Source organism: Candidatus Colwellia aromaticivorans, assembly GCF_003333305.1.
Lineage (GTDB): Bacteria > Pseudomonadota > Gammaproteobacteria > Enterobacterales > Alteromonadaceae > Colwellia > Colwellia aromaticivorans.
In genome coordinates this window covers 1-17,548 of record NZ_QOLD01000100.1, presented here as the reverse complement: position 1 = coordinate 17,548, position 17,548 = coordinate 1, and the positions used below count along the sequence as shown (strand labels likewise).

The window sequence follows — 17,548 nt, the reverse complement described above, 5'->3', positions numbered from 1 at the left end:
CGAAGTAGTTGGTTGTTTTAACCAGTAGAAATGATCAGATATTTAGTGAGATTGGTATAACTACTCTAAATGAATAACTACCTGGTTCCGGCCATTAGTTTTTGCACTGTAGAGTGCTTGATCGGCCTTCTCTAATATTTCTTCTAAGGTAATATCGGTCAAGTTACTATCACTAATACCAAAACTAACGGTAACATTTAATTCTTTGCTGGTAGATGAGGGAGTAAAGGGGATATTAGCGATGTTTTTCCTAATTCTATTTATTATTTCTTGTGCTTGTTTCGCATTAGTATCAGGTAATATTATAATGAATTCTTCTCCACCCCAACGACCAGCTAGATCAATGGATCTTAAGTTTTCACTCAATTTTGTTGCGATTATTTTTAATACATCATCACCGAACAAATGACCGTATGTATCATTGAGTATTTTGAAGTTATCAATATCAGCAATCACCACACTCACATGCTCATATTCCTCGTTTAATTGAGAATACTTCCAATGGATAAAACTTCTGTTTGGTAATTGGGTTAAATAATCTGTTTCAGAATCTTTTACTAGGTCTGATCTAAAGTTATTTATGCATAAGGTAAATAAATAATATAACGCTAATGACACGAATATAAAAATAATAAGGTTTTGCATGAATAATTGCCAGTATACACTTTGCTCTGTAATTGGCGGAGCGATAATAAAAACTCGCCAATTAAGTTCTTTTAATGGCATTTGTGAAATAATTAATTCATTACTTGAATCGCCAAAGGAATACTGGCTGCTACCTGTATCGTTGTTAGATTGATATTGATTATACCAAGGTAGTTCATTGATGTTTGTAACGACATCTTTTCTATGATGGCTCATCGTTTGCATTATTTGTTCAGAACTAAGGGTTATATCATTATTGTTATCAACAAAATATAACTTAAAACCATGTTTTTCTTTAAATTTAGAAAATTTGTTAGCAAAGTGATCTAAATCTATTGCTAAACCGATAAAACCGATAAAATCTTGCTGTTTATTAAACATCTTCACATCAAAAAATAAGTGAGGATCTTCTGCATCACCAAAGTCGGTGAACTCAGTTTGATCAATGGCCTTTAAGCGGTGGTACCACTCAGCCTCTTTGACAGATAAACTGGTCGTTTTATTATTTGTGTCAAAAAGTAATTGATGTTTTTCTATCGCAATAAATGTCATAGTATTGAACTGATTTGAAACGCTAGTTATGTAGTCAATAATAACCGTTCTATCAATTTTATCTTGTTCGATGTAATCAAGTAAAAAAGGATCAGTTGCCATATATTGAGACACAGTTAAGGGCCTAATTATTTCACTATGTATTAATGAAAATAATGGCATTACTACTTCTTGTTGTTTTTGATGACTTGCGTTAAAAAACTCTTTAAAGGTGAAGTAAGAGGTCGCTATTATCACAATTATAGTGATAACAAAAATAGCAGTAATATAATGGTCAAATTTTTTAATAAACTTCATAGTCGCGATGTTACCATTTTTTTTTTAATAAACATTACTTAATTTGAACACCGAACAGTGTAACAGAACTGTTCCCTTCAAATGACTTTTTGTGAAACTAAATACAACTTTAAATGTTAGTTAATACGTAAATGCGTGTTTAATATCATTTGGGTGAAGGGTACTTTTAAATAAAAGCCGCGAGGTAAGGTCATAAAAGGTTTACCATGCCTGTCAAAGGCCTTGGTTTTAGCTTTGCTATTCGCCGCTTTCGGTCTTAGTTGTAGTACTTGACCGTGTTTTCCATTGATTTTTTCAACATTACCTAAAGCAATCATATCGGTTAGTTCTTGCCAGTCCATAGCTAATAAATATTCTTCTTCTACTGATGGCGACCAAATAAAAGCACTGCCAATTTGTCGTTGCGCCAATGGGATGCTTTTTTCATTTGTATTGTTGTTTACATTTTCACCTATAATGGGTACCCACAATACTCGGGATAATTTTTTTCTAACCCAGCTATTTTCCCAATTCATACCCACTAGACCTACTAATGGTGCTACGCTAACGAAAGTGGTTTCAAGTGGTTTACCTTGGTTATTTATGGGTAATGTTTTCAATTCTATCCCTAAGTGAGGAAAGTCTGGCTCTGGTCGAGAACTCGCACTAGCGCCAAGTACGTGCTCTAGTAATAACCCCACCCAACCCTTATTTCGTTTTAAATCTTTAGGTATCTCAATGCCTGCTTCATTTGCGACCTCTGCTAAGGTTAATCCAGCTAAGCTTTGTACTTTTTCAAGCAACTCTTGTTCAGAAGAAGGAATGCTCATAGTGCTCTAATCATTGTGTATACTCTAAAATGGTATTATCGGGTGAATAGCGTAAAAAATCAAAGTAATCATTTGCTCACTAGCCGTTAATATGGTTGAATCTATATAAGTATTTTTAGTTTCTCAGGAGTTCCTGTGATCGATGCCGAAGGCTACCGAGCCAACGTCGGCATAGTAATAATTAACGACAGGGGGCAAGTATTTTGGGCAAGACGGTTTGGGCAACATTCATGGCAATATCCACAAGGTGGTGTTGATGAAGGGGAAACGGCTGAACAAACCATGTATCGAGAGCTACATGAGGAAGTTGGTTTACTACCTGAACATGTAAAAATTGTTGCTTCAACCAAACATTGGCTAAAATATAAATTACCAAAACGTTATATTAGACACGACAGTAAACCTGTTTGTATTGGGCAAAAACAGAAGTGGTTTTTATTAAAACTAACCGCTCCTGAATCATCGGTTAATTTACTTCATACTTCTCATCCTGAATTTGATGATTGGCGTTGGGTAAGTTACTGGTATCCAGTTCGACAAGTGGTGTCATTTAAGCGCGATGTTTATCGAAGAGTAATGAAAGAGTTTGCTTCTGCGACATTAGCTTTTTCTTATGAAAAACGACACGATAAACGCCCTAACCAAAGGCAAAATCGAAAAGAACGCCGTGCTTGATTATTACTATGATTTGTTTTTAATGACCTACTTTATTGTGGGTCATTTTATTTATTACCTATGCAGAACAATCAAATAAAAAAAATAGACAAGAATGTCACTCTTACGATGCTTCGGGATAGAATCTATTCTATAACAATGGATTTCGACTAAAGGCTTTGAAGATTCTGTTATCAATGAGCTTCCAAATAAAGTGCGTTAGCACGTTTTATTTTTATCAGTAAATAAGGATTTTATGTTAACCACGCTACGCCATATTGTTCTTGAATTTAGCCAAGAGACTCAGTTGCAAAAAGCGCTAAAGCGACTGGTTAGCCAAACCAAGAAAGCGTTAAAAACCGATTGTTGCTCTATTTATTTAGCTGATTATTCACAACAACATTTATTATTAATGGCCTCGGATGGCTTAGCATCAAAATCTGTAGGGCAGACAACCATCGGCTTTTCTGAAGGTTTAGTTGGTTTAGTTGGGCAACGAGAAGAACCTTTAAATATTGCCAATGCGCGTAGCCATCAACACTATATTCATATGCCTGAAGTAGAAGAAGATGATTTAAATGCCTTTTTAGGAACGCCTATTATTCATCAACGTAAAGTGTTGGGCATTCTATCTATTCAGCAAAAGAAATCAAGAAACTTTAATGAAAACGAAGAAGCCTTTTTAGTTACGCTAGCGGCACAATTATCTAGTGCGTTGGCTAATGCTGAGATTAAGGACTTACTGAATCAAGAAGAACAAAATCGTGGTGTAAAGCAGTTATTAGGTATTGCGGGTGCACCGGGCATTGCGTTAAGTCAAATTGTCGTTTGTCAGGCAAAAGCAAACTTATCAACGTTGCCATTAAAAAAAGTAGCAGTGGAAGAACAAGCGGTGCAAATACCGCGTTTTGAAAAAGCGGTTAGTAAAACGTTAGCTGACTTTGAGTTCTTAAGTAATAAACTTAGCACAATGGTCAATGATAATAGCTTAGCTATTTTTGATGTCTATAAGCAATTACTTGAGCAAGCCGATATAAATCGAGAAATAGCAACAAAAATCAACCAAGGCTGGCAAGTACAAAGTGCATTGAAATTAGTTTTTGAACATTATATTGGGCAATTTGAGGCTATTGATGATAGCTATATAAGAGAGCGTGCGAGTGATATTCGTGATTTAGGAAATCGGCTTTTATTTAATTTACAACAGCAACAAACACAGCCATTAATTTTGCCTAAAAGCTTCATTCTACTCGCTGAGGATGTTACTCCTGTAATGTTGGCGGAGTATCAGCATAAAGGTTTGAAAGCAATTGTTTCTTTATCAGGCTCTGCTAATTCTCATGCGGCTATTTTAGCCCATGCACTTGAACTTCCTGCCATTATGGGTGTGAGTAATATTCCTATTGCGCAATTGGATCAGCAACCAGCGATAGTCGACGGTTATAGCGGTCAGTTGTTTATCAACCCTGATGAGGCATTAAAGCGTGAATATCAACATTTAATTGCTCAAGAACGTGAGTTAACAGAAAAAATTCAGCAAGTTATTCACTTACCAACGGTTACTAAAGATGGACACACTATTGAGTTACAGTTAAATGCAGGGTTATCTGCAGAATTTGAAAGTCCAGAAAACTTAGGTGCTCTAGGAGTTGGTTTATTTCGGACTGAAATTCCGTTTATGAATCGTCATTGTTTTCCTTCAGAGTCTGAACAAACACAATTATACAAAGATATTTTAGCAGGTTTCCCACATAAACCTGTGACCATGCGCACCTTGGATGTGGGCGGTGATAAATCTTTACCTTACTTTCCTATTGTTGAAGATAATCCCTTTTTAGGATGGCGTGGTATTCGTATTACTTTAGATCACCCTGAGATTTTTTTGGTACAAGTTCGTGCCATGATGCGAGCAAATCAGCAGCATGAAAATTTAGAAATTATGCTACCGATGATTTCAAATGTCAGTGAAGTTGATGAAGCTATTCGTTTGATAAATCAGGCTTATTATGAAGTAGATGCCGAATTACATGCAGAGTTAAATGCTGAGCATTGTGCAAAGTTACAAAACAGCATGTCTGTAAAAGATAATCTTAAAATAGAAAAGTTAACTCGCCCTAAAATAGGTATAATGCTAGAAGTTCCTGCAGTTATTTTTCAATTAGAAGAATTAGCGTTACGTGTTGATTTTTTCTCGGTTGGTAGTAACGATTTAACGCAATACTTGTTGGCTGTTGATCGAAATAATGCTCAAGTGGCCAACTTGCATGATGCCTATCATCCTGCAGTGCTTCGAGCGTTGAACAGCATTGCTGAGCAGTCTGCAAAATACTTAGTTCCATTAAGTCTTTGTGGTGAATTAGCAGGTGAGCCTGCGGGTGCATTATTATTATTGGCGATGGGCTTTGATAAACTCAGTATGAATGGGCATAATATAGCGCGAATAAAATGGGTCATTCGTCATGTAGATTTTAAAAGAGCAAAAGTAATCCTTGCTTACACCTTAAAGCTTACTACCGCTAAACAGGTGCATAGTTATTTAAATGAACAACTTGAGCAATTAGGCTTAGGTGGTTTTATTCGCGCAGGAATGTAATGTTAATTCGCGCAGGAATGTAATGTTAATTATTTTTATTAGTTGTATTTTTCTTGGTTCACTCGTTGGTTTTCTCGCTGGTTTATTAGGTATTGGCGGTGGCTTAATTGTTGTACCGGCTTTAGTTTATTTATTACCGTATATAAGCATAACTAATGACGTTATTGGTCATGGTGCATTAAGCACTGAAGTCATTATGCCAATGGCACTAGCAACGTCTCTTGCTGCCATTGTTATGACTTCTTCTAGTGCTGCTTTTGCCCATCAGAAAAATAATAACATTCCGTGGAAAATTACTAAACCGCTAATGTTTACGGTAGCTTTTGGCGCTTTACTAGGGGCTTTTATTGCTGATCATTTATCAGCCGAAGCATTAACGAATTTTTTTGCGGTTGCTGTATTTTTACTCGCATCCTATATGTTGCTTTCAATACGCTCAGAACGTTCTAAAGAAATGCCATCTAATATTAAATTGCAATTTATAAGCTTATTTACTGGTGTTGTGGCTAGTTTAATGGGGATGGCTGGAGGCGCTATTTTAGTGCCAGTATTAACTTTTTTTGGTATGCCGCTGCGTCATTGTATTGGTATCGCTACCGTATGCGGTGTAATGGTGGCATTATTTGGCTCTTTAGGTTATATCATTTCAGGTTTTGATAATGCGTTGTTGCCGCCGTGGAGTCTTGGTTACGTTTATTTACCTGCGTTATTAGGAATCGTGTTAACGTCCTCCTTGTTTGCACCTATTGGGGTTAAATATGCGAGTAAATTACCCGTACAAACATTAAAGAAAGGATTTGCCATTTTTCTTATTTTAGTAGCAATAAAAATGGTATTTGCATAATTTTTACATTGGTGATCATCCTCGTTAAGTTTTAATCGAGGCATGAGTATTTATTTTTTGGATGATAAATGACAGAACAGTTTTTACAATTTCCCGTTATTGACCCTATTATTTTTAGTATAGGCCCAGTTGCTCTTCGTTGGTACGGCATGATGTACCTCGTTGGCTTTGTAGTGGCTATGTTTCTTGCCAACAAAGCAGCTGACAAAAGTGGTGGTCAGTGGACGCGCGATCAAGTCAGCGATTTATTATTTTATAGTTTTCTTGGTGTCATACTCGGCGGGCGTATAGGATATGTACTCTTTTACCAATGGGACTATTTTTTAGCTGATCCCCTGTATTTATTTCAAATTTGGCAAGGGGGTATGTCTTTTCATGGCGGTTTACTGGGTGTTGTCGCTGCTGTTTATATTTTTGCTAGAAAAACAAATAAATCATTCTTAACCGTTGGTGATTTTGTCGTGCCTTTAGTACCTGTTGGTTTGGGGATGGGTCGCTTAGGTAATTTTATCAATGCTGAACTTTGGGGGCGAGAAACTGATGTGCCTTGGGCTATGGTATTTCCAACTGACCCATTACAAGTACCTCGTCATCCTTCACAGTTATATGAATTCTTCCTTGAAGGGGTGGTACTTTTTGCCATTTTGTATGTGGTTACTCGTAAACCGAGAAGTTTAGGTTTAGCCTCAGGCACTTTTTTAATTGGCTATGGTGTTTTTAGAAGTATTATAGAATTCTTTAGAGAGCCTGATGCTCATTTAGGTTTGTATTTCTCTTTTATTTCAAAAGGACAAATCCTAAGCATTCCAATGATATTAATTGGAATTTCAATTATTTATTTAGGTTATTTGAGCCAACAAAAATCAGCCATTATTGATGGAAAAATTCATAGCAAAACTGCAAAAAAGAAAGCTGTCACTACAAAAGGAAAAGCATAATGCGCGCTTATTTAGATTTATGCCAACGTATCGTTGACAAAGGTACTTGGGTTGAAAATGAGCGCACCGGAAAACGCTGCTTAACGGTTATCAATGCTGATTTAGAATATAACGTTGCACAAAACGAATTTCCGATGATAACCACCCGAAAAAGCTTTTTTAAATCAGCTATTGCCGAGTTTCTTGGTTATATCCGTGGGTATGATAATGCCGCTGATTTTCGCAAACTAGGCACCAAAACATGGGATGCAAATGCTAATTTAAATGATGCTTGGCTCAATAATTCTTATCGTAAAGGTGAGGATGACATGGGGCGAGTTTACGGTATTCAAGGTAGAGCTTGGGCGAAACCTGATGGCGGAACAATAGATCAGTTGCAAAAAATAGTCGATAACTTGACTAAAGGCATAGATGATCGCGCAGAAATTATGAGTTTTTATAATCCCGGCGAATTTCATATGGGATGTTTAAGACCGTGTATGCATACACACAACTTTTCAATTTTAGATGGTACTCTTTATTTAACAAGTTTTCAGCGCTCTTGTGATGTGCCCCTAGGGCTTAACTTTAATCAAGTTCAGGTGTTTTTCTTTTTAGCTATTATGGCACAAATTACTGGATTGAAACCTGGTATTGCGTATCACAAAATTGTTAATGCCCATATTTATGAAGACCAATTACCTTTAATGAAAGATGTTCAACTGAAACGTGAACCTTTACCATCACCTAAATTGATTATAAACCCTAAGATTAAGTCATTAAAAGATTTAGAAACATGGGTGACTATGGATGATTTTACACTAGAAGGTTATCAATGCCATGAAGCAATCAAATACCCGTTTGCGGTGTAAAGTAAAGTTCACCACAGAGCACACCGAGGGACTACGTCCTCCACAGAGAAAAAGCTGAGTAATTACAGATTATTTCTCTGTGTAGCGCGAAGCGTGTCTCTGTGCTCTCGGTGGTAGAATATTTCAACTTCAATTAATAAAACAGCATGCCTTGCACATAACTTAGGGACGTCTACAGCAAGATCCTGAGTTAACTATACAGGTATGTTAAGTTAAGATTATATTGATATTATAAAGACACTGGTTCTACCAGTTTTATTGTGCCACACTTACTGTCCGATTTAATTCCCATTACTTGAATGATAGTAAAATTATGACTAATGACAGAGTGAGCTTTAAACTTGAACAGAAAATTGCCTATATCACCCTAAATCGTCCTGATAAACACAATGGTTTAGATAAACAAATGATTGTTGACTTGGTTAAGGTTGCAAAACAAGTTAACAAAAATAGAGCTATCCGTTGTGTTATTTTACAAGGTGAAGGTGCGTCATTTTGTGCGGGTTTAGATTTTAACCATGTTGCTAAAAATCCATCAATGATTTTCAGTTTTTTTCTAAAGCTTCCCTGGAATAAAGATAATATGTTTCAGCGTGTAGCCCATATTTGGCGTGATTTGTCTGTACCTGTTATTGCCGTTGTGCATGGCAATTGTTTCGGGGCTGGTATGCAAATTGTATTAGCGTGTGATTACCGTATTGCAACACACGATGCTAACTTGTCAATTTTAGAAATGAAGTGGGGCTTGGTACCTGACATGAGTGGTATGGCAACTTTATCACAGCTAACTCGAATTGATATTGCTCAAGAACTTACCATGACAGGGCGGTTTTTTTCTGGCAATGAAGCATTAGAGTATGGCCTTGTTTCAAAAGTCAGCGATAATCCTTTAGCTGAGGCAAAGTTATTAGCTGATAAAATATGCCAACAAAGCCCTGATGCAATAGCAGCGACTAAATATTTATTTAATAAAACGTGGAAAAAAGATACTCGTACAGCCCTTTTTTGGGAACGAATAACACAACTGCGCTTACTAGGGAGAAAAAACCAGCGTATTGCAATGAAAAATGGTTTAACCAAAGTAGGCAATAAAAAAGATTTTATTGATAGAACCAGTTTCTAATAATTTTATAGCAAGTATAAATGAAAGAAATTTAGACAAAACATATGTTTGAGCGCATAGTTAGGATAATCGTACGCTAAAAACGAAAGTTGAAATGTTAAAGAAAACACCAAACACAGCAGAACAATGGATTGAACTTATTGCCAATACAGAGTTACCGGCGATAACGTCAACAGCAAAAATGCTTGATAAATTTTCAAATGATGATAAATCTTCCCTGCCAAAACTTAGTAAGGCTATATTACACGACCAAGCGCTTTCTTCTTGCCTGCTAAAAGTTGCTAATAATACACAACATATGGGGGTAAATAAAGTAACCACTGTCTCTCGTGCTACAGTGATACTCGGCATTCAAACGGTAAAAAATGTTTGCTTAACCGCTAAGTTGGTTGACAGTTTATTAGCAAGTAAAAGCTTAGATTTTCTTGTTTACGAAAGATTAATGCAGTTGATGGCAAACTCTTTTTTTGCAGCTATGCTAGCTAAAATGATGGTACCAAATTACAGTGATGAGACACAGGAAGAAGTTTATTTAGCCGCATTATTATACGGTATAGGTGAAACTGCATTTTGGAGTAGTGGCGGTAAAATAGCAGATCAACTGGCTTGTGCTGCAGGTATAGACAGCTCAGGATTTAAAGAATATTGTGAACAAGAAATTGGCACCAGTTTTAATTCATTAAGCCGAGGGTTAGCGCGAACATGGAATCTAAGTGATTTATTGCTAAAAGCTTTAGATCAACCTGAAAGCCGTACAGATGAAGTGAAAATTGTATTCTTTGCTGATAAATTGAGTACGAGTATTGCCCAACCAGGAGAAAATGAAGAGGACTTTACTAAGTTACTAGATAACATTGCTAAAATCATGAAAATTACGGTATCACAATTAAAGGTTAGAATTACCCATACGAGAGAGCAAGCAGCACAATTATTGAGTTCGTATGGCGCAGATGTTTTAATTGATTTAATTAAAGTATTGCCTAAAGCGAGTGATTTTAATCAAAACAGTGGTTTAGCATCAATTAATCAAATGAGTAAAGAAAAAAAGTTACTCTCCGCATTTATGAAGCTGACAAAATTGATGAAATCTAGTCGAGATATAAATAAATTCTTACAGACTATCTTGATTGATATTATCAACGTTTTTGAATTTGAACGTTGTAGTTTTTTAATGTTGTCTGATGATAAAACTCAAGTAAAATCTCGTTTTGTTTTTAATAGCCAAGCAGAAAATGATCCAACAAAAATAGCGATTAATATACGACAAAGCGATAACGCTATTGGACGAGTGCTTGATTCTAAAATGCCCGCGTTAATTAATGATTATAGTCATAGACAGTGGCGGGACATTATTACTAAGGAGCTTGTTGAGTTTATTCAAGAAGGTTCCTTGGCTATTATTCCCGTTAAAATTGGTGATAGAGCGGTAGGTGTTGTATGTGCTCAATATTTTTCTAATAGACAAGCAAGGGATATAAAAAGTTCGGAAAAAAGTACTATTTCAACGGATGACTTTCAGCAGCTTTGTTCTTTAATTGATCACCTCAATCTCTGTTTGACCATGATTACGTTACGTTGATGACTTTACCCTTATTATTCTGTTAGACTCAACTTTTTAATTTTTATGCTTATTCTTTTAACGCTTTTTAAATAATGGTCTTAGTCTTTTCTAATGAATACACCTACTTCGTTTACTTGTAAATTTACTTTAGATAAAGCTCACTTTAATGAGTGTTATAGTCAATCTAATACTGTTGATCGCTCTGCTAACGCCTATTTTAAAGGTGGGGTTTTAATGCTATTTGGCTTAATTATTTTACTTTTTACTCCCGTTAATGCATATGCTGCTTGGTTTGTTATTGCATTAGGTATATTAGAAGCGCTAGCTATTTATTATAGCCAACCGTGGTGGGTGTTAAGGCAGATGCTTAGCAAAGCTTCTGGAAGTGAAGTTACTGTGACCATTGATGAGCAAGGTGTGCTGAGCGAGTCTTTTTATCATACAGGGCGTATTTTGTGGTCAGAAGTTAGCGAAATTAAAAATACAAGTTTAGGTTTTGTATTGCATTTTACTGCAGGTAAAAGCACGAGTAAAAGTTATTTATCAAAAGCTTGCCTAACAACCTCGGCCCAAGAATATATTGTACAGAAAGTCAATCGTTAGTATTTATGGCTAAAGTAAGCCTATTAGACTAACAAATCCTAAATTGATAGTCGTCTTTATCTTATTCTTAGATGAGTTAATATGAATATAGCTATAGGAAGTGCTGTGGTGGTTCTGCAACATCAATACTAGTTGCTATAGGCCAAATACAAGAAGCTGTTTATTGGCAAGTATTATTATTTTCAGGGCCATGGGTATATACTGGGTGGGATATTTGCTAAAACGTAGTGATTCATATGTCTGCCACTAGGCTTAAGTTTTTTTTGCTTTTTGGTTATTAATTACCTGTGGTTTAGGTATAGTGTAATTCCGTTTTTAATTTTAATTCTTGGATATAACATGAAATTATTAGGCTCTACTACTTCCCCCTTTGTTAGGCGCTTACGTTTATATTTTATTCAACTCAATGTAACTGATTTTGATTTTGTAAATTTAGATATTTTTGGAAGTACTGACGATCGTAAATTATTAACTGAAAATAACCCGGCACAAAAGGTGCCGGCTTTGGTTGATGAAGAACAATGTATATATGATTCTCGTGTGATTTTTCGATATTTATCTGAAAAATATCAACAACCTTCACTCTCTTGGCCACAAGAAAATTTATTAACGTTAATTGATGCAGCAAATGACTCTCTAATCAGTTTATTATTATTGAAGAAATCAGGTTTAGATACGAGTAAAGACCAATTCTTTTTTAATTTACAACACGAACGTGTTGAAAAAATATTTTCCGTATTAGCACAGTCTGTTAAAAATGGTGAATTTGAACAATGGCATTATCCTGCTATTTGTTTATATTGTTTATTAGATTGGACTGAATTTCGACAGCTTTATGATTTCAACCCTCTTGTTGATTTAGTTAAATTTCATCGGGAAAGCGCCAATAACGAAGGGGTTAGTAAAACCGATCCTCGTTAAGATAACAAATTTAAACGAACAGTTTACAAGGTATGACAACGTCAAATGTAACACTATTTTACAATTCCCCTATCAAGAAAATTTAACCCACTTGATGTAAAGGAGAATTATAATGATGATAAGTTCAGTGACTGAAAATAGAGCACAACTTAGTAATACTTTATCTTATGATGCAGTTAAAGGGCGCTCAATCCTATTGATTGGGAGTGATTTGCAATTGTCTGGCTCCGGTTATCAAGTTCAACAAAAAAAACGTCATGACTCTATCGAGAAAAGTATTGCCAGAAATCAACCTGAAATGGTTGTTCTCGATATAGGTTTTAGTGATATAAGCAAGCTAGATCTAATCGCAACCATTAGATCTATATTTACTGGACCATTAATATTATTAACTTCTCGCGATAGCGAGCAAGAGCAAATAAAGGCTTTTAATTTAGGTGTGGATGAATATTTAGTTAAACCTATTTCTAATAATATATTTGATGTCAGAGTTTCTGCTTTATTCAAGCGTTATGTAAAATCACAGTCAATTGTTCAACAAGATCAAATACAATTGGGTGACATAATTTTATTTCTATTTTCATTTAAATGTCAGGTAAATGGACAGTCAATTACTTTAACTCAATTTGAATTTAAATTATTACATTTGCTTGTCAGTAATGAAGGAAAAATAATGAGTAGAGATTTTATTTATAAAATTCTTTTAGGCCGAGAGTATAATGGCGTAGAGCGAACAGTTGACGTTAGAATGTCACAGTTGCGTGATAAAATCACTCACCAAGGACAGCAACGAATTCGAATAGAAACTGTTTGGGGTCAAGGTTATATGCTAAACTTGCTTAATTGATATTAGCAAGTAAAAACAGTAAGCTGTATCAATTAGTGCCATGTTTTGTTGCTATACTAAGTATTTTAATTCGATTATTTGAATGCTTGAGCGTGAATGATACAACCACAAAACTCCCAAGTAGAGTTGACGGAATAACTCCCTACTAAACTATAATTTAATTCAGTTTAATTACTCATGGGTAAGTTTTTTACGTAAGGTATTTGGTATTTATTACCCACTGAACGATAGTCAAAAGCTAGAAAAAAGCTACACGCTTAATTTTATTACTATGTAGATTAAGTTGATTTTTACGAACGTTGATCATGCTCAAAAAGAGTAATAATTTTGCGCTTATATAGTATTGCCTATATACTCGCCGTCTGAAATTTTACTAGGACTTCTCTGTTGCTAACAATCATCCGCTTTATTTTGATGTCTATTGTCTTTCTTTTTATTTGTATAGTTTCCTGCTTTTACTGTTTATTAAGGCCGTTTCACCGTGACAATGTTCATCATACTTCTAGGTACTTAGGTAAGGTAACCAAATTATTAGGTTTTGATGTTGAGGTCAGAATACCTGAATCAGTTAAAAATATAGGTCCTGTGATATATATAGCTAATCATCAAAATAGTTATGATGTTTTCACGATGGCCAATGCGGTACAACCAAGTACGGTAAGTGTAGGGAAGAAAAGTTTAAAATGGATCCCCATTTTTGGACAAATGTATTGGTTAACCGGAAATATATTAATTGATCGTAAGAACACCAGCAAAGCAATGGGGTTTATAAATTTAACCGCAACAAAAATTAAAGAAAAAAAGCTTTCTATATGGATGTTCCCTGAAGGAACACGAAGCAGAGGGCGTGGTTTACTGCCTTTTAAAACAGGCGCATTTCGTACTGCAGCACTAGCCAATGTGCCTATTGTACCTATTTGTGCAAGTAATCAAGAGGGAACAATTAAATTAGGGCGTTGGAATAATGGCAAGATAATTATTGAATTTTTAGATCCTATTTATATATCAGACAATACTCCTGCTAGCGCTCGTAGCGCTGCTGAACAAGCTCATGCATTGATGAAGACTAAAATTAAGCAACTAGATGAAGAAATTGCACATAACGCTATAATTGATACCACAAAGGTAATGAATAATGATTGATGAAGAATTAACGCATTGGTTTGAGCATACCGAAGCACTAGTGAATGAATTACTTGAAGATGGTACTAATGAGGAGGTTTATCATACAATTGAGCACCATTTTGCTAGTGAGAGTTTTGATTTATTAGAGAAAGCAGCCATTACTGCATTTAAACTAGGATTGGAAGTAGAAGATCCTGAAGAAGCTGAATTAGAAAATGGCGACAAAGTATTTGCTTTTGATATTATTACCGAGCAAATGCTAAATGCTAAGCTGTTACGTGAAGAAACACAAAAAATGTACGAATTAGCAAAAAAATGTAAAGTAGATTACGATGGCTGGGGAACTTATTTCGAAGAGTAACTTCTCGAAAATTAGTATTTATTGTGTTATTACGTAATATAAAGGAGCCTGTAACAGATTTTGTGTAACTGCCAGTTTTAAATAAAGTGTAACAAAATAAAGTGTATTAGTTCAGGTTAGATCTTACATCTCACCTTGAAAAGTAGAGAGTTACCCGTTTTGATTAAGGTGTCGAATCTTAATTCCAAAACGAAAAGAGATAACTCTCATGTTGCATACTAACAACACAATCATCAAACACAAAGCTGGTTTATTAAACTTAGCTGAAGAACTAAATAACGTTTCTAGAGCCTGTAAAGTCATGGGCGTATCACGAGACACATATTATCGTTATCAAGAACTCGTCGAAGAAGGTGGTATTGATACTTTGATAGAAAAGAATCGCAAGCTACTACAGCTTTATTGATAATCTTTTGTAACTACAGCCCCATATAACTGGTTTTATAGACGAAAAAAAAGACGCTAAAAAGCGTCTTTGATTATGTGTGTGGTGGAGCGGGGGGGAGTCGAACTAGTGCATTATTTACTATTAAAACAGTAGGTTATGTCGCGTGTGGCTCTGTTGTTGTTCATTTTGCCCGCTTTTTTACCCTTGTTGTAGCGTTGAATGCTTCTTGTGGGTTTAAATGCGGGAAAGGGAATCCAACCCGCGTCCAAACTTAACCGAAGAAATTTATTGATTATTTTTTTTCCATGATAAGTTTTGATAGGTTGTTTTATCTAACCAACCACGTTGGTTGAGTGTTCTTATATCAAGATCTTGATAATCAACAGTTAACGGTCAGCTTAACTAGGGTAGTTTGGGTTATGGATTACTAGTAGCAAATCTACGGGTGTATGAGGTAACAACTTACACATCAAGCTTAAGCCCCATATGTCCCCGTAGTTTTCGGTAAGGTGGCTAATAGCCTTATAAGAGACTACGTATGTCCGGCAGCTTCAGTGGTGTCTACTAGAGTGAAAACATAATTGATTTTTAATTTGTGTTTCATTGCAATTAGCTTTATTAGAAACTTCTTACCCATACGAATAAACATTCAAGTACTTATCTTCGCCTACGGTATCAAATTGATAAATTGATGAAGGGTTCGGCTTCGCCTCATAACCCCCTTCATAAATTTCTAAATTTTCAACCGCAGTCTCGAACTTACTTGAAGTTGATTCTTAATGGGAAGTTTCTATAGTGGTGGGTAGGTTGGGTATTATTAGTCACATATTAGTACCCGTAGTTAAGCTCATCGCCAACAGCTGATATCAATAGTTGGCACTACGCTAATGGGGATATAGGGTCAGCAGGTGTCGGTTACTAGTTTATCTAGTTTCTGTGCCGCTAGAGAAGGAGCGAAGTGACAAGGGAGTAGCTTTATATCGTGGTTTGGCCTTAGCATGTTGTATTTCCTCAATACTAACATCTATCGGATAGACTTGTTCTGGTAATACTCTTAATGTGTTTGCTAAACCTAAGATAGCTTTAGGTATCTTATCTATCTTTAAGTTTAACCACTTTAAAGTAGTTATTCTAGATATCTCGTGTATGCTAATACCGGTTAACTCACGTAAGGCTTTAGTGTTAGGTATGCCTAACAGTTTCATTGTTGCTGCTAATTTTTTATTATACATTTGTTATTCCTGTTTTATTAGATAGTCGTCCTTGACCGATTGGGTTATACAGGCTATCTAGAGTTAATAAGTTCACTGCTTTGCATGGTTAGTATTCGGGGTAGCATACGTCGCGATAAATCTAATTGCTATATCTAGTAATGCACTCGTTGCCTCTGGATTAGCTTCTATAGTTTTGATCATTTCCGTCATAGCAGTAATTACTATATAGTTTAAAGGTTGTTGTTTCCCTTTTAATCTAAAGCTACATGCATATGGTATTGGACCGGTGACAAAGCAGCTGTTGGCGTGTTTTCTACGGTTCGCATGTACTTCCTTACGCGTGGGCTTAGCTGCATGTTCGAGGGTGCATGCTTTAGCAATAGTTGTAGCCATCGCCCATATCTCCTCACTCCCATCGCCAGTCAACCTGTTTAATACAGTACCCGTAACTCCATCGAATATCATGTGGGTTAAGCATGCCTTTAACTCGTTGATCATGTTCTCTTCTTCTGTATACTCCAATTCGCTGGTAACAGTATTACCTTCAAAGCGTCCATTAACCAGACGTAACCCGTGTGCTGATAGTTGCTCTACCTCCGTTAGTGTGAAAGTAACCTCTTCAACATCATCATAATTAATGTCTTCATGGTCTTTTCCATCCCATCCGACACATACGGTTATTTCTAAATGGGCATACCCATCCACGTTTAAGTTTACTTGTACAAAATGACCACTAAGCAATACGGTAAGTTTATCGCATAATTTATTCTCTAGTACATCAGAGGCTAACAATTCCTGTATGTTCATTATATATCCCTTAATATAAGTTTAATATTACTATCACTTAGATGATATATACTTGTAAGTATTTTACTTGGTATCTTTTTGATTATATGTCTTAGTTACATACTTACTGTAAAGATAGGTGGGTATCTTTTCAAATCATGTTTATTAACACTTTTATTCTTCAATAGAGCCTCAATGATTAATCAGAAATCAAAAGATTATTATGATGGATTATCAGTAATATGACACGAGTTATTTATTATAGAATATAAGGCTAAAAAATGACGCTTAAGTCTGCACTGCGCACTTAGAACTAAACCGCTTCGCGGTAATGGTGTCCTTGGCAAGCACCGCATACTCCTATAACACATTCACTTTTTCCTACACTAAGTTTTGAGGCATGTCGCCTCATCTTAGATTGGAGAATATCCCATGA

At 35.7% G+C, this 17,548-nt stretch carries 16 protein-coding genes and 1 pseudogene; 13 read left to right on the top strand and 4 right to left on the bottom strand.

Translation table 11 applies throughout. The features are described 5' to 3' along the window. Window positions 1-60: 60 nt before the first annotated feature. Both DWA31_RS16735 and mutH read right to left on the bottom strand, forming a co-directional pair. On the bottom strand, window positions 61-1,494 hold the full coding sequence (locus tag DWA31_RS16735; protein ID WP_114327711.1) for a sensor domain-containing diguanylate cyclase: 1,434 nt from the start codon (window positions 1,492-1,494) through the stop codon (window positions 61-63). Window positions 1,495-1,610: 116 nt separating this feature from the next. Continuing rightward, complete coding sequence (gene mutH / locus DWA31_RS16730) at window positions 1,611-2,303, bottom strand: DNA mismatch repair endonuclease MutH (protein WP_114327710.1); 693 nt, start codon at window positions 2,301-2,303, stop codon at window positions 1,611-1,613. A gap of 135 nt (window positions 2,304-2,438) precedes the next feature. On the opposite strand from mutH, the gene rppH reads away from it, so the two are divergent. From rppH to DWA31_RS16665, 13 genes and pseudogenes are all read left to right on the top strand, one after another. Beyond that, window positions 2,439-2,978 carry an RNA pyrophosphohydrolase gene (rppH, locus tag DWA31_RS16725; RefSeq protein WP_114327709.1) on the top strand — a complete coding sequence of 180 codons (540 nt, stop codon included), beginning with the start codon at window positions 2,439-2,441 and terminating at the stop codon, window positions 2,976-2,978. 235 nt (window positions 2,979-3,213) lie between these two features. After that, window positions 3,214-5,550, top strand: coding sequence for a phosphoenolpyruvate--protein phosphotransferase (ptsP, locus tag DWA31_RS16720; protein ID WP_114327708.1), 2,337 nt, complete (start codon window positions 3,214-3,216; stop codon window positions 5,548-5,550). Window positions 5,551-5,572: 22 nt separating this feature from the next. Beyond that, a complete protein-coding gene (locus DWA31_RS16715) occupies window positions 5,573-6,394 on the top strand; it encodes a sulfite exporter TauE/SafE family protein (RefSeq protein ID WP_114327707.1) in 822 nt (273 codons plus the stop codon). Between the two features lie 68 nt (window positions 6,395-6,462). Next, window positions 6,463-7,332, top strand: coding sequence for a prolipoprotein diacylglyceryl transferase (gene lgt, locus DWA31_RS16710; RefSeq protein ID WP_114327706.1), 870 nt, complete (start codon window positions 6,463-6,465; stop codon window positions 7,330-7,332). After that, window positions 7,332-8,183 carry a thymidylate synthase gene (locus DWA31_RS16705; RefSeq protein ID WP_114327705.1) on the top strand — a complete coding sequence of 284 codons (852 nt, stop codon included), beginning with the start codon at window positions 7,332-7,334 and terminating at the stop codon, window positions 8,181-8,183. Before lgt ends, DWA31_RS16705 begins: the two co-directional genes overlap by 1 nt. A 313-nt stretch (window positions 8,184-8,496) precedes the next feature. Then, window positions 8,497-9,306 carry a crotonase/enoyl-CoA hydratase family protein gene (locus DWA31_RS16700; protein ID WP_114327704.1) on the top strand — a complete coding sequence of 270 codons (810 nt, stop codon included), beginning with the start codon at window positions 8,497-8,499 and terminating at the stop codon, window positions 9,304-9,306. Window positions 9,307-9,400: 94 nt separating this feature from the next. After that, window positions 9,401-10,885 (top strand): HDOD domain-containing protein, encoded by a 1,485-nt coding sequence (locus tag DWA31_RS16695; protein WP_114327703.1) that lies wholly within the window; start codon window positions 9,401-9,403, stop codon window positions 10,883-10,885. Between the two features lie 93 nt (window positions 10,886-10,978). Next, entirely contained in the window at window positions 10,979-11,470 is a 492-nt protein-coding gene (locus DWA31_RS16690) for a YcxB family protein (protein ID WP_114327702.1), read from the top strand. Window positions 11,471-11,809: 339 nt separating this feature from the next. Beyond that, entirely contained in the window at window positions 11,810-12,391 is a 582-nt protein-coding gene (locus DWA31_RS16685; protein WP_114327701.1) for a glutathione S-transferase family protein, read from the top strand. A 112-nt stretch (window positions 12,392-12,503) separates the two neighbouring features. After that, window positions 12,504-13,238, top strand: a complete 735-nt coding sequence (locus tag DWA31_RS16680) for a response regulator transcription factor (protein ID WP_114327700.1) — start codon at window positions 12,504-12,506, stop codon at window positions 13,236-13,238. Between the two features lie 387 nt (window positions 13,239-13,625). Further along, the gene (locus DWA31_RS16675; RefSeq protein WP_114327699.1) at window positions 13,626-14,381 is read left to right on the top strand and encodes a 1-acylglycerol-3-phosphate O-acyltransferase; all 756 of its coding nucleotides are present in this window, start codon (window positions 13,626-13,628) and stop codon (window positions 14,379-14,381) included. Beyond that, window positions 14,374-14,724, top strand: coding sequence for a ribonuclease E inhibitor RraB (gene rraB, locus DWA31_RS16670; RefSeq protein ID WP_114327698.1), 351 nt, complete (start codon window positions 14,374-14,376; stop codon window positions 14,722-14,724). Before DWA31_RS16675 ends, rraB begins: the two co-directional genes overlap by 8 nt. A 208-nt stretch (window positions 14,725-14,932) precedes the next feature. Beyond that, window positions 14,933-15,112 (top strand): annotated as a pseudogene (locus tag DWA31_RS16665) (helix-turn-helix domain-containing protein); the annotation flags it as partial. Between the two features lie 923 nt (window positions 15,113-16,035). Here DWA31_RS16665 and DWA31_RS16660 read toward each other — a convergent pair. After that, the gene (locus DWA31_RS16660; RefSeq protein WP_114327697.1) at window positions 16,036-16,344 is read right to left on the bottom strand and encodes a hypothetical protein; all 309 of its coding nucleotides are present in this window, start codon (window positions 16,342-16,344) and stop codon (window positions 16,036-16,038) included. 72 nt (window positions 16,345-16,416) lie between these two features. Further along, the gene (locus tag DWA31_RS16655) at window positions 16,417-17,133 is read right to left on the bottom strand and encodes a hypothetical protein (protein WP_114327696.1); all 717 of its coding nucleotides are present in this window, start codon (window positions 17,131-17,133) and stop codon (window positions 16,417-16,419) included. Window positions 17,134-17,548: the final 415 nt, after the last annotated feature.

Excerpts from the sequence above, each read along its gene's own strand:
- ptsP (WP_114327708.1), top strand. The coding sequence starts at position 3,214 with ATGTTAACCACGCTACGCCATATTGTTCTTGAATTTAGCCAAGAGACT.
- DWA31_RS16655 (WP_114327696.1), bottom strand. The coding sequence starts at position 17,133 with ATGAACATACAGGAATTGTTAGCCTCTGATGTACTAGAGAATAAATTA.
- DWA31_RS16715 (WP_114327707.1), top strand. The coding sequence starts at position 5,573 with ATGTTAATTATTTTTATTAGTTGTATTTTTCTTGGTTCACTCGTTGGT.
- mutH (WP_114327710.1), bottom strand. The coding sequence starts at position 2,303 with ATGAGCATTCCTTCTTCTGAACAAGAGTTGCTTGAAAAAGTACAAAGC.
- DWA31_RS16695 (WP_114327703.1), top strand. The coding sequence starts at position 9,401 with ATGTTAAAGAAAACACCAAACACAGCAGAACAATGGATTGAACTTATT.
- rraB (WP_114327698.1), top strand. The coding sequence starts at position 14,374 with ATGATTGATGAAGAATTAACGCATTGGTTTGAGCATACCGAAGCACTA.
- DWA31_RS16700 (WP_114327704.1), top strand. The coding sequence starts at position 8,497 with ATGACTAATGACAGAGTGAGCTTTAAACTTGAACAGAAAATTGCCTAT.
- DWA31_RS16685 (WP_114327701.1), top strand. The coding sequence starts at position 11,810 with ATGAAATTATTAGGCTCTACTACTTCCCCCTTTGTTAGGCGCTTACGT.
- DWA31_RS16690 (WP_114327702.1), top strand. The coding sequence starts at position 10,979 with ATGAATACACCTACTTCGTTTACTTGTAAATTTACTTTAGATAAAGCT.
- DWA31_RS16735 (WP_114327711.1), bottom strand. The coding sequence starts at position 1,494 with ATGAAGTTTATTAAAAAATTTGACCATTATATTACTGCTATTTTTGTT.
- DWA31_RS16660 (WP_114327697.1), bottom strand. The coding sequence starts at position 16,344 with ATGTATAATAAAAAATTAGCAGCAACAATGAAACTGTTAGGCATACCT.
- DWA31_RS16705 (WP_114327705.1), top strand. The coding sequence starts at position 7,332 with ATGCGCGCTTATTTAGATTTATGCCAACGTATCGTTGACAAAGGTACT.
- lgt (WP_114327706.1), top strand. The coding sequence starts at position 6,463 with ATGACAGAACAGTTTTTACAATTTCCCGTTATTGACCCTATTATTTTT.
- DWA31_RS16680 (WP_114327700.1), top strand. The coding sequence starts at position 12,504 with ATGATGATAAGTTCAGTGACTGAAAATAGAGCACAACTTAGTAATACT.